The organism is Streptomyces sp. NPDC031121 (genome assembly GCF_055570615.1).
In genome coordinates this window covers 42,031-53,760 of record NZ_JBVIGV010000016.1, presented here as the reverse complement: position 1 = coordinate 53,760, position 11,730 = coordinate 42,031, and the positions used below count along the sequence as shown (strand labels likewise).

General features: G+C 74.4%; 8 protein-coding genes. 2 read left to right on the top strand and 6 right to left on the bottom strand.

The features are described 5' to 3' along the window. Positions 1 to 42: 42 nt before the first annotated feature. Complete coding sequence (locus ACZ462_RS27110; RefSeq protein WP_467807632.1) at positions 43 to 723, top strand: SAM-dependent methyltransferase; 681 nt, start codon at positions 43 to 45, stop codon at positions 721 to 723. Between the two features lie 67 nt (positions 724 to 790). On the opposite strand, the gene ftsH is transcribed toward ACZ462_RS27110, so the two are convergent. From ftsH to nsdA, 6 genes are all read right to left on the bottom strand, one after another. Then, positions 791 to 2,713, bottom strand: coding sequence for an ATP-dependent zinc metalloprotease FtsH (gene ftsH, locus ACZ462_RS27105; RefSeq protein ID WP_467807634.1), 1,923 nt, complete (start codon positions 2,711 to 2,713; stop codon positions 791 to 793). 160 nt (positions 2,714 to 2,873) lie between these two features. Continuing rightward, positions 2,874 to 4,442: a signal recognition particle protein gene (ffh, locus tag ACZ462_RS27100; protein ID WP_467807636.1), complete on the bottom strand. Its 1,569-nt coding sequence runs from the start codon at positions 4,440 to 4,442 to the stop codon at positions 2,874 to 2,876. Between the two features lie 104 nt (positions 4,443 to 4,546). Next, positions 4,547 to 6,982 carry a [protein-PII] uridylyltransferase gene (locus ACZ462_RS27095; RefSeq protein WP_467807638.1) on the bottom strand — a complete coding sequence of 812 codons (2,436 nt, stop codon included), beginning with the start codon at positions 6,980 to 6,982 and terminating at the stop codon, positions 4,547 to 4,549. Positions 6,983 to 6,998: 16 nt separating this feature from the next. Next, positions 6,999 to 7,337, bottom strand: coding sequence for a P-II family nitrogen regulator (locus ACZ462_RS27090; protein ID WP_467807639.1), 339 nt, complete (start codon positions 7,335 to 7,337; stop codon positions 6,999 to 7,001). Continuing rightward, positions 7,334 to 8,677: an ammonium transporter gene (locus tag ACZ462_RS27085; RefSeq protein WP_467807640.1), complete on the bottom strand. Its 1,344-nt coding sequence runs from the start codon at positions 8,675 to 8,677 to the stop codon at positions 7,334 to 7,336. The genes ACZ462_RS27090 and ACZ462_RS27085 overlap by 4 nt, the downstream gene beginning before the upstream one ends. Positions 8,678 to 9,048: 371 nt before the next feature. Next, positions 9,049 to 10,557, bottom strand: coding sequence for a transcriptional repressor NsdA (gene nsdA, locus ACZ462_RS27080; RefSeq protein ID WP_467807641.1), 1,509 nt, complete (start codon positions 10,555 to 10,557; stop codon positions 9,049 to 9,051). 396 nt (positions 10,558 to 10,953) lie between these two features. Here nsdA and ACZ462_RS27075 point away from each other — a divergent pair, with 396 nt between their 5' ends. Further along, positions 10,954 to 11,622: a bifunctional DNA primase/polymerase gene (locus ACZ462_RS27075; RefSeq protein ID WP_467807642.1), complete on the top strand. Its 669-nt coding sequence runs from the start codon at positions 10,954 to 10,956 to the stop codon at positions 11,620 to 11,622. Positions 11,623 to 11,730 lie beyond the last annotated feature (108 nt).

Here is an 11,730-nt window from a genome sequence, read left to right as displayed (position 1 = left end):
TCGGGGGCAAGGGGGCGACAAGGAATCAGGAGCGCTCTTTCGATGACACCTACGCCTACGCCGACACTCGTCGCCCGCGACTGGGCGGAGATCCAGGAACGGATGCTCGTACCGCTGTACGAGACGGTCTACGACCGGCTGGCGGTCGGTCCGGGCGACCGGCTGCTGGGCCTGGACTGCGGGGCCGGGCTGGCCCTGCTGCTGGCCGAGGGCCGGGGCGCCGCGGCGACGGGGGTGGAGGCGGACCCCGAGCGGCGGGCCCTGGCGCGCGAGCGCCTGCTGGACGTGCTGCCGTCGGCGCCGGCACCCGGCGGGCGCCCGTACGACGTGCTGTTCGCCTTCGCGCCCTCCGGGGCGGCCCTCGCCGCGGCCCTGCCGGCGCTGCGCAGCGGCGCCGCGGTGGTCCTGGCGGGCTGGGGGCCCGCGGAGCGGTGCACGGTCCCCTCGGTGCCGGGGGGCGGCCCGGCACCGAGGGACCTGGAGGCGCTGGTGTCCGCGGCCGGGCTGCGGCCCGACGGCTCGGGGCGGGTGTTCTGCCCGTTCGGGTACGCGGACGCCGACAGCGCGGTGCGCGGGCTGCTCTCGACGGGGCTGTACGGCTCCGCGGGCGACACAGGGCAGGTGGAGAAGGAGCTCGCCGAGGCGCTTCACCCGTACGAGCGAAGCGACGGCTCGGTCTGGCTGCCGAACATCCTGTGCTACGTGGTGGCCCGGGTGCCGTGAGGGAGCCGCCCGGAAAGCGGGAGGGCGCGGCCGCGGCAGGCGCGGCCGCCCTCCCGGCGGCGGGCCGTCAGGCGGGAGTGCGCGGGATGCCGGCCGCGGCGTAGGCCGCGGCCTCGTCGAGGGTCTCGTTGGCGAGCAGCGCCTCGGCGAGGGCATCGAGTTTCGGCCGGTGCTCGCGCAGCAGGCGGCAGGCCTCCGTGTAGCACTCGTCCACGATCCGCCGCATCTCGGCGTCCACCGCGTCGAGGGTGGCGGGGGCGGCGACCAGGCCGTACGGGCTCTGCCCGTCGGAGGGGACGGCGGTGAGGCGGCCGATGCGCTCGCTCATGCCCCAGCGGCCGACCATGCCGCGCACGATGCCGGTGACCTGTTCCAGGTCGTTCTCGGAGCCGGTGGTGACCACGTCGTAGACGGTGTGCTCGGCCGCCATCCCGCCGAGCGCGCCGATGATCCGGCCGCGCAGGTACTCCTCGGTGTAGGCGTACCGGTCGGCCTCCGGGGTGGAGAGGGTGACGCCGAGCGCCCGGCCGCGGGGCACGATCGTGATCTTGCGGACGGGGTCGGCGCCCGGGTGGAGCATGCCCAGCAGGGCGTGGCCGCTCTCGTGGTAGGCGGTGCGGCGGCGCTCCTCCTGGGGCATGACGAGCGGGCGCTCCGCACCGAGCTGGACCTTTTCCAGCGCTTCGGAGAGGTCGCCCTGGGTGACCCGGTCGCGCCCCCGCTTGACGGCGAGGAGGGCGGCCTCGTTCGCGAGGTTGGCGAGTTCGGCGCCGGTCATGCCCGGGGTGGTTGCGGCCATCTGCGCGAGGTCGACCTCCGGGGCGAGGGGGATCTCGCGGGTGTGGATGCGCAGGATCGCCTCGCGGCCGCTCTTGTCGGGCGGGGCGACGGTGACGGTGCGGTCGAAGCGGCCGGGGCGGGTGAGGGCGGGGTCGAGGACGTCCGCGCGGTTGGTGGCGGCGATCACGACCACGCCCTCGGAGCCGGAGAAGCCGTCCATTTCGGTCAGGATCTGGTTGAGGGTCTGCTCCCTCTCGTCGTGGCCGCCGATGCCGCCGCCGGCGCCGCGGGCCCGGCCGATGGTGTCGATCTCGTCGATGAAGATGATCGCCGGGGCGACCTTGCGGGCCTCGGTGAACAGTTCACGGACCCGGGAGGCGCCGACGCCGACGATCATCTCGATGAACTCGGAGGCGGACGCCGAGAAGAACGGGACGCCCGCCTCGCCCGCCACCGCCCGGGCGAGCAGCGTCTTGCCGGTCCCGGGCAGTCCCGCGAGCAGGACGCCGCCGGGCATGCGGGCGCCCATCGCCCGGTACCGCTGGGGGTTCTTGAGGAAGTCGACGACGTCGTGCAGCTCGCCCTGGACCTCGTCGATGCCGGCGACGTCCTCGAAGGTGGTGCGCTTGCCGCCCTCCTGGAGCTCCACGGGCCGGGGCGGCGTTTTGCGGCCGAGGCCGCCGAGGCCGCCGCCGAGCGCCGAGCCCATCCGGCGGGCGAGGAGCACCCACAGCAGGACGAGCAGCAGCATCGGGGCGAGGGAGAGCAGCACGTTGGCGAGGAGGCTGCGCTGGACGACCACCGGTGAGGCGGTGACGGTGGTGTTCTGCTTGGTGAGCTCGGCCCACAGGTCGTCCTCGGCGAAGGCGGGGCGCTGGGTGGTGAACTTGGTGTAGTCGCCCTTCTCACCGTCGGGGAGGGGCCGCTTCGCCTTCAGCTCGCCCTGGATGGCGTCGCCCTTGGCGTAGATCTTGGCGACGTTGCCGGCGGCGACCTGCCTGCTGAACTCGGTGTAGGAGACGGTCGGCTCGTCGCCCTCGTTGAAGAAGGACAGGACGAGGTTGGTGACCAGGAAGACGAGCAGGGCGGCCAGGACCAGCCAGCGCCAGCCGCCCGGCATCTTCTTCTTGGGCGGCGGGGGCGGCGCGCCTTCGGAGCGCCAGGGCGTGTCGGCCCGCTCGCGCGGCGGCGCGGGGGTGGGGCTGGGCACCGTGGGCCTCCTTACTGCCGTCCTCCTCGCCGACCATAAGGGATATTCCGGGCAGAGGCTTCCGGACGGGCTCCCCCGCCCCGGACCGCCCCGCCCTGGCCCGGACGCACCGGGGCCCCGGCCGCGCGGTGGGCGGCCGGGGCCCCAGGGGACGCCGGTACTACTTCATGAACTTCTTGAACTCGTCCGGCAGCTCGAAGTCCTCGCCCGGGGCGCCGCCCGGCAGCCCGAAGGGGCTGCCCTCGGCGCCCGCCCCGCCGCCCAGGGCGGCCTGCTCGCGGCGGGCGGCGGCCGCCGCCTCCTCCGCCTTGCGCTTCATCGGGTTGCCGCTCTTGCGCTTGCCCTTGGCCTGCTTGACCTGCTTCTTCTGCCGGCCGGGGCCGCCGCCCATGCCCGGGATGCCCGGCATCCCCGGCATGCCGCCGCCCTGGGCCATGCGCGACATCATCTTGCGGGCCTCGAAGAACCGCTCGACGAGGTTCTTGACGGCGCTGACCTCGGTCCCGGAGCCCTTGGCGATACGGGCGCGGCGCGAGCCGTTGATGATCGTCGGGTCCTGGCGCTCGGCCGGGGTCATCGACTTGATGATCGCGGCGGTGCGGTCGACGTCGCGCTCGTCGATGTTGTTGATCTGCTCCTTGATCTGCCCCATGCCGGGCAGCATGCCGAGCAGCTTGGAGATGGAGCCCATCTTGCGGACCTGCTCCATCTGGGCCAGGAAGTCGTCGAGCGTGAACTCCTTGGGGCCCTTGGCGAGCTTGGCCGCCATCTTCTCGGCCTCGGCCTGCGAGAACGTCCGCTCGGCCTGCTCGATCAGGGTGAGCATGTCACCCATGTCGAGGATCCGGCCCGCCATGCGGTCCGGGTGGAAGGCGTCGAAGTCGTCGACCTTCTCGCCGTTCGAGGCGAACATGATCTGCTTGCCGGTGACGTGCGCGATGGAGAGCGCGGCACCGCCGCGGGCGTCGCCGTCGAGCTTGGACAGCACCACGCCGTCGAAGCCGACGCCGTCGCGGAAGGCCTCGGCGGTGTTGACCGCGTCCTGGCCGATCATCGCGTCGACGACGAAGAGGACCTCGTCGGGGCTGACCGCGTCGCGGATGTCCGCGGCCTGCTGCATCAGCTCCTCGTCGATGCCGAGGCGGCCGGCGGTGTCGACGATGACGATGTCGTACTGCTTGGTGCGCGCGTACTCGACGGAGTCCTTCGCGACCTGGACCGGGTCGCCGACGCCGTTGCCCGGCTGCGGGCCGTAGAAGCCGACGCCGGCGCGCTCGGCGACGATGCCGAGCTGGTTGACGGCGTTGGGGCGCTGGAGGTCGCATGCGACGAGCAGGGGCGTGTGGCCCTGGCCCTTGAGCCAGTGTCCGAGCTTTCCGGCGAGGGTGGTCTTGCCCGCACCCTGGAGGCCGGCCAGCATGATCACGGTCGGGGCGGTCTTGGCGAACCGCAGGCGGCGGGTCTCGCCGCCGAGGATCGAGACCAGCTCCTCGTTGACGATCTTGAGGACCTGCTGCGCCGGGTTGAGGGCCTTGGAGACCTCGGCCCCGCGGGCGCGCTCCTTGACGTTCGCGATGAAGGAGCGGACGACCGGGAGGGCGACGTCGGCCTCGAGGAGGGCGATACGGATTTCCCGGGCCGCGGCGTCGATGTCCTGTTCGGAGAGGCGGCCCTTGCCCCGGAGGGACTTGAAGGTCGCGCTGAGGCGGTCGGAAAGCGTATCGAACACGGTGGTCGCGATTCCTCGGGTCGGGGGCGGTGTGGTCGTACCCCAGGGTATCGGTCCGGCCCGCCTGCCCGACCCCGCGGGCGTTTTTCCCTCGGGGCCGGATGTCAGGCCAGCGCGCGGGCGAGGGCCTCGGCGACGGAGGCCGCCTCCGCCGGGGCGAGGGGTTTGCCCTCGGCCGAGGTGACGTACAGCGAGTCCACCGCGTTGGCCCCCAGCGTCGAGACGTGCGCGCTGCGGACCCGTACCCCTGCGTCCTCCAGGGCCCGGCCGATGCGGTGCAGCAGCCCGACGGCGTCGGGCGCGCGCACCTCCAGGACGGTGGCGAGGGAGGACACCTCCGGGACGACGGTGACCCGGGGCGGCGGCGGGACCACGCCGCGCCGCCGCGGGTAGGCGGCCTCCCGCTCGGCGAGCTTCGCGGAGATGTCCAGGCCGCCCTCCAGGGCGCGGACGAGGTCGGCCCGCAGCCGGGACCCCTCGGGCAGCGAGCCGTACCCGGCGGCCACCCGCCAGCGCAGGACGAGCACCTCGCCGAGCTGGCCGGGCAGTTCCAGCGAGCGCAGGTCGGCGGCGCGGACGGTGAGCCGGTGCAGGGCGAGGACGCCGGCGACGGCGGGCAGCACACCGGGCTGGTCGGGGACGGCGACGGCGAGTTCCGCGCCGACGGCGTCCTCCTCCGGGCGGGCGTGCAGTGCCAGGACGGGCTCCCCGGTCCGCAGGGCCTCCACGGCGAGGCGCTCCTCCTCCGCGGTGGGCGCCGGGTCGGGCCGCCCGGGGTCGGGGGCGCCGCCGAGGACGGCTGCGACCCGCCGGACGAGGTCGGCGACGAGGGAGGCGCGCCAGGCCGACCAGGCGGCCGGCCCGGTGGCCAGGGCGTCGGCCTCGGTGAGGGCGTGCAGGAGTTCCAGGGTGCCGGGGGTGCGGACGGCGTCGGCGACGGTGCGGACGGTGGCGGGGTCGTCGAGGTCGCGCCGGGTCGCGGTGTCGACGAGCAGCAGGTGGTGGCGGACCAGGGCGGCGAGGGTGTCGGCGTCGGCCGCGGCGAAGCCGGTGCGCAGGGCGATCCGGCGGGCGACGGCCTCCCCGGCGGCGGAGTGGTCGCCGGGCAGGCCCTTGCCGATGTCGTGCAGGAGGGCGGCCATCAGCAGCAGGTCGGGGCGGCCGACGCGGCGGGTCATCGCGGAGGCCCGCACCGCGGTCTCCACCAGGTGGCGGTCGACGGTCCAGGTGTGGACGGGGTTGCGCTGGGGCCGGCACCGTACGCGCTCCCACTCGGGCAGCATCCGGGAGACGAGGCCCTCGGCCTCCAGGGCCTCCCAGACGGCGACGGTCGGCTCGCCCGCCCCGAGCAGGGTGATCAGCTGCTCGCGCGCCTCGGCCGGCCAGGGTTCGGGCAGCGGCCGGGCCTGCGCGGCGAGGCGCCGTACGGCGTGCAGCGACACGGGCAGCCCGGCCTGCGCGGCGGCCGCGCCGAGGCGCAGCGGCAGGACGGGGTCGCGGTCGGGGCGGGCGGCGAGCGCCAGGACGGCCTCGCCGTCGGCTTCGACGACGCCCTCGGCGAGCGGGGCGCGTTCGGCGGCTCCGGCGGCGGCGCCGCGGCCGCGGGGGCCGAGCAGTCCGCGCAGGCGGGGGCGGGCGGCGCGGGCGCGCAGGACCCGGCCGACCTCCCGCCAGGTGACGTCGGCGGCGTAGGAGATGGTGCGCGCGGCTTCGTAGACCTCGCGCAGCAGGGTGTCGGCGTCGGGGTGGCCGGTGCGGGCGGCGACCTGGGCCTGTTCCTGGAGGGTGAGCCGGTCGCCGGGGCGGCCGGTGGCGAGGTGGAGGGCGTCGCGGGTGTCGAGCAGCCGGCGGCGGGCTTCGGCGAGGCCTTCGCGGGGGGCGTCGGCGAGCCAGGAGGCGGCGACGGCGCGCAGGGCGGCGGCGTCCCGGAGGCCGCCGCGGGCCTCCTTGAGGTCGGGTTCGAGGAGGAAGCGGAGTTCGCCGCACTGTTCGGCGCGTTCGCGGCACAGGGCGTGCAGCCGGGGCAGGCGGGCGGGGGCCTCGTTGCGCCAGTCGGCGAGGACGGCGGTGCGCAGGCCGGCCAGCAGGCCGGCGTCGCCGGCGACGGGGCGGGCGTCGAGGAGGCCGAGGTGGACCTTGAGGTCGTCGGAGGCGGTGCGGCGGGCCTCGGCGGGGGTGCGGACGGAGTGGTCGAGGGAGAGGCCGAGGTCCCACACCGGGTACCAGAGGCGGTCGGCGAGGCGGGCGAGGTCGGCGGGGGCGGCCTTGCCGTCGTGGAGGAGCAGCAGGTCGAGGTCGCTGCGGGGGGAGAGTTCGCCGCGCCCGTAGCCGCCGACGGCGACGAGGGCGGCGCCGCGGACGCCGGTGTCGCGTGCCGCGTCGGCGAACAGGGAGTTCAGCCAGTCGTCGGTGAGCCCGGCCAGCGCGGAGCGCCGCGACGGCCCGGACTGCGGCTCCCGTTCAAGGAGCCGCAGCCGGGCCGCGGCGTAGCCGCCGGGTCCCGGGTCGGACGTGTCCGTGGTCGTTCCGGCGCTCGTCACCCAGGGCCTCCCGTCGTCAGAGCGCTTCGGCGCCGCGCTCGCCGGTGCGTACCCGGACGAGTGCGTCGACGGGGACGCTCCACACCTTGCCGTCGCCGATCTTGCCGGTCCGGGCGCTGTTGACCAGGATCTCCATGACCGGTTCGGCGTCGTCGTCCTCGACGACGACCTCGATGCGGATCTTGGGGACGAGGTCCACGGTGTACTCGGCGCCGCGGTACACCTCGGTGTGGCCGCGCTGGCGGCCGTAGCCGCTGGCCTCGGAGACGGTCAGGCCCTGGACGCCGAAGCGCTGGAGGGAGTCCTTGATCTCGTCCAGCCGGTGCGGCTTGACGATCGCGGTGATCAGCTTCATGCGTTGACCTTCTTGCTCGCGGCGGCGGGGGCGGGGGCGGGGGTGCTCCGGAAGGGGGCGCCGCCTCCGGCTCCGCTGAAGTCGTAGGCGGTCTCGGCGTGCTCGACCTGGTCGATGCCGGAGACCTCGTCGTCCTCGCTGACGCGCATCCCCATCGTCTTGTCGAGGAGGAAGGCGAGCAGTGCGGACACGACGAGAGAGTAGGCGAGGACGGAGAAGACGCCCACGGCCTGCTTGCCGAGCTGCTCCAGGCCGCCGCCGTAGAAGAGGCCTGCCGCTTCGGACTGGACGCCTCCGGTGGCGAAGAAGCCGACGAGGAGGGAGCCGATGACGCCGCCGACGAGGTGGACGCCGATGACGTCGAGGGAGTCGTCGTAGCCGAGCTTGTACTTCAGGCCGACGGCCATGGCGCACACCAGGCCGGAGACGGCGCCGATGGCGAGCGCGCCGAGCGGGGAGCAGGAGCCGCCGGCGGGGGTGATGGCGACGAGGCCGGCGACGGCGCCGGAGGCCGCGCCGAGCGTGGTGAAGGAGCCGTGGCGCAGCTTCTCGTACGCGAGCCAGGCGAGCATGGCGGCGGCGGCGGCGACCTGGGTGTTGACGAACATCACGGCGCCGACGCCGTCGTCGTTGCCCAGCCAGGAGCCGGCGTTGAAGCCGAACCAGCCGAACCAGAGGAGGCCCGCGCCGAGCATGACGAGGGGGAGGCTGTGGGGCCGCATCGGGTCCTTCTTGAAGCCGATGCGCTTGCCGATGACGAGGATGACGCCGAGGGCGGCGGCGCCTGCGTTGATGTGGACGGCGGTGCCGCCGGCGAAGTCGATGACGCCCATCTCGAAGAGCCAGCCGCCGGGCGCCCACACCCAGTGGGCGACGGGGAAGTAGACGACGGTGGCCCACAGGGCGGTGAAGAGGGCCCAGGCGCCGAACTTGACGCGGTCGGCGAGGGCGCCGCTGATGAGGGCGGGGGTGATGACGGCGAACATCAGCTGGAAGACGGCGAAGACGTAGACGGGGACGGTGTAGCCGTCCCACAGCTCGGTGATGCCGATGCCGCTGAGGCCGAGGTAGTCGGAGGACCAGCCGACGAGGCCGCCGGAGTCGGCGCCGAAGGCGATGCTGAAGCCGTAGAGCACCCACAGGACCGTGACGATCCCGAGGCTGACGAAGCTCATCATCAGCATGTTGAGGCTGCTCTTGACGCGGACCATGCCTCCGTAGAAGAAGGCGAGTCCCGGGGTCATCAGCATGACCAGGGCGGAGCAGATGAGCATGAACCCGGTGTTCGCGGCAGACAGCGTCGGGGTGTCTGCCGCGAGGGTCGTGATGGCTGGTGCCATCGGCGTCTCCTCGTCGTCGGTGCGTTCGCGTGCGGGCGACCGTGGGACCTGGGCGCGTGAAGGCGTGGGGGCCGGTGGGTGGCCCGGGGCCCGGGGGCTGGCCGGTTATTGACCCAGAGATTCGCGCAGGCCGGTTTCCGGCGGCGCCGCCCGATGTTTCGCGCCCGTGACGAAGAGGTGCGGGCTGTTACGTGCCGATGAACAGGGCCTCCGTCGGCGGGGGCGGGCCGGCGGCCCGGCGGGGGCGGCCGGCGGCGGGGGGACGGGGCCGGCCGCGGCACCACCCGGGAGTCCTGGCTGGGGGAGCCTGATCGGGCTTCACGGGGTGGCTGCCGCGGCCGGGGCCTTCGGGGGGACGGCCGCGCGGGCCGTCAGACGGCCTCCGCGGCCGGGGGCAGTGCGAAGGCGAGGTGGTCGGTCAGCCGGACGACCTCGGCGACGTCGCCGTACTCACGGGCGGCGGTGTCGACGGTCTTGCGGAGCCGGGTGTTCACCCTTTCGGACCGAATCTTTCCGGCCACGGCGAGGGCGCGGTCGACGTAGGAGGCGGCCTGCTCGGGCTCGCGCTGGAGGAGGTGCACGGTGGCCATGCCGATGAGGTTGAGCGCGTAGGAGCGCTGGTGCACCTCGTCCCGGCCGAAGAGCTCGACGGCGCGCTCCATGGCGGGCGCGGCGAGGGAGGCGTACATGGGGCTGCGCCCGGCGACGTAGGCGAGGTCGCGGTAGGAGTGGGAGTTCTCGCCGTTGAGCTCCGCCTCGGAGAAGAAGCGGATCCAGTCGGGCTCGGGCGCGTCGCCGGGGCCGATGTCCTCGAAGGTGTCCTCGGCCATGCGGACGGCCCGCTTGCAGCGGCTGGGCTGGCCCATGTTGGCGTAGGCGCGGGCCTCCATCGCATACAGCATCGCCTGGGTGCGCGGGCCGGCGCAGTCGCGGCTGCCGTACTGGGCGAGGTGGATGAGTTCCAGGGCGTCCTCGGGGCGGCCCAGGTGGATCATCTGGCGGCTCATGTTGGAGAGGATGTACGAGCCGAGGGGCTTGTCGCCGGCCTCCTTCGCGGCGTGAAGCGCGAGGACGAAGTACTTCTGCGCGGTGGGGTGCAGCCCGATGTCGTAGCTCATCCACCCGGCGAGCTCGGCGAGTTCGGCGGCGACCTTGAACAGCCTCTTCATGACGGGCGCCGGGTGGGTCTCCTGGAGCAGGTCGGTGACCTCGTGGAGCTGGCCCACGACGGCCTTGCGGCGCAGTCCGCCGCCGCACTGGGCGTCCCACTGGCGGAACATGACGGTCGTCGCTTCGAGGAGGTCGAGTTCCGGTCCGGACAGGCGCGGGGGCCGGTGTCCGCCGAGGGCCCCGCCGCCCTGACCGCCGCGCCCGGCCGCGGGGTCGGCGGCCGGGGAGGGGACGAGCCAGCGCTGCATGGGCTCGATGAGGGCGGGGCCGGCGGAGAGGGCGAGGGAGGTGCCGAGGAAGCCGCGGCGGGCGAGCATGAGGTCGCTGCGGGAGAACTCCCCGAGGAGTTCCACGGTCTGCTGGGGGGCCCAGGGCAGGTCGACCCCGGAGACGGAGGGGGTCTGGTGGGCGGTGCGCAGGCCGAGCTGCTCGATGGCGACGACGGAGCCGAAGCGCTCGGAGAACAGCTCCGAGAGGATCCTCGGGACGGGTTCGCGCGGCTGCTCGCCGTCGAGCCAGCGGCGCACGCGCGAGGTGTCGGTGCTGATGTGGTGGGCGCCCATCTGCCGGGCGCGCCGGTTCACCTGGCGGGCGAGTTCGCCCTTGGACCAGCCGCTGCGCACGAACCAGGAGGTCAGCTGCTCGTTGCGGGCGGCGGGCCCGGATCCGTCCGGTGGCCCGCTCGTTCCGCTTGCGCCGTTGCCGCCCACTGGAACGCCCCCATCCGCTCAGCCCTGTTCCTACGCAAACCCTGTCCGGGAGGGCAGGCGCCGCCAGGGGACCTTCACAGGTCCTTCACGTCTTGCCTCCGGCATAATCACGAACGTTACGCCCTCAGGGTCGGTGTACCGAAAGTAATCCTACGATCACCCGCCCCGCGAGCCGGTTCGTCGAAACGCCACCATTCGCCACCCCTGGCGACGAACGCGCCGCCCGCCAGGCGCGATTCACTTGGCAGTGGAGCAGAGGCGATCGGATGGACAGGAGTGCGCCCGGGGCGCGCGCGGCAGGGAGTGCGCCGGGCGGCACCGCAGGGGAGGCCGCACCCCGGTCCCCCCGAACGTCGTAACCACCGGCGCGTCCGACCCGTTGGAGGGGGCATGGGCATGGGCTTCACGATCGGCGGCAGCCGCAGCACCAAGGAATTCCGCTCCGGTACGCGCCGCCGCGGGCGGACGTCGGAGTGCACGGCGGTCGCGGAGTACACGGGCCTGTGGGGGTGGGACGTGGTCCCCGGGGCACGGGCCGCCGGCCCCCGGCGGGACTGCTCCTGCGGCCGCCCCGACTGCCCGGCCCCCGGAGCCCACCCGCTGCCCCTCGCCCCGACCGTCCCCGCCGGCGCCACCCTCGACGAGGTGGCCGGGACGTGGGGCGAGTACCCGGGCGCCGCGGTGCTGCTGCCCGCGGGCCGCGGCTTCGACGTCATCGAGGTCGCCCAGGAGACCGGGCGCCGCGCCCTGGTCCGGCTGGAGCGGATGGGCCTGCCGCTCGGACCCGTCGCCGCGACCCCGGACGGGCGGGCGCAGTTCTTCGTGGCGCCCGGCGCCGCGGACGGGCTGCCCCGGCTGCTGTACCGGATGGGCTGGGACGACGCCGACCTGGACCTGCGGGCCCTCGGCCACGGCGCGTACGTGACCGCCCCGCCCTCGGACCACGCGGGCCTCGGCCCGGTCGGCTGGCTCCGCCCGCCGGCCCTGGACTGCGTCGGAGGCCCGCCCGAGGCCCGGCTGCTGCTGGGCACCCTGGCGTACATCTGCCACCGGCTGCGCCGCTAGACCGCACGCCCGCCCCTGCATACGGCGGTGGGGGGGGGGGGGGGGGGGGGAGGGGGGGAAAAAACGGGCAAGGGGGGAACGAGGGGACAAGACAGAGCGCCGCCGAAG

Coding starts and splice junctions, on each gene's coding strand:
- ACZ462_RS27110 (WP_467807632.1), top strand. CDS start 43: ATGACACCTACGCCTACGCCGACACTCGTCGCCCGCGACTGGGCGGAG.
- ACZ462_RS27090 (WP_467807639.1), bottom strand. CDS start 7,337: ATGAAGCTGATCACCGCGATCGTCAAGCCGCACCGGCTGGACGAGATC.
- ACZ462_RS27085 (WP_467807640.1), bottom strand. CDS start 8,677: ATGGCACCAGCCATCACGACCCTCGCGGCAGACACCCCGACGCTGTCT.
- ACZ462_RS27075 (WP_467807642.1), top strand. CDS start 10,954: ATGGGCTTCACGATCGGCGGCAGCCGCAGCACCAAGGAATTCCGCTCC.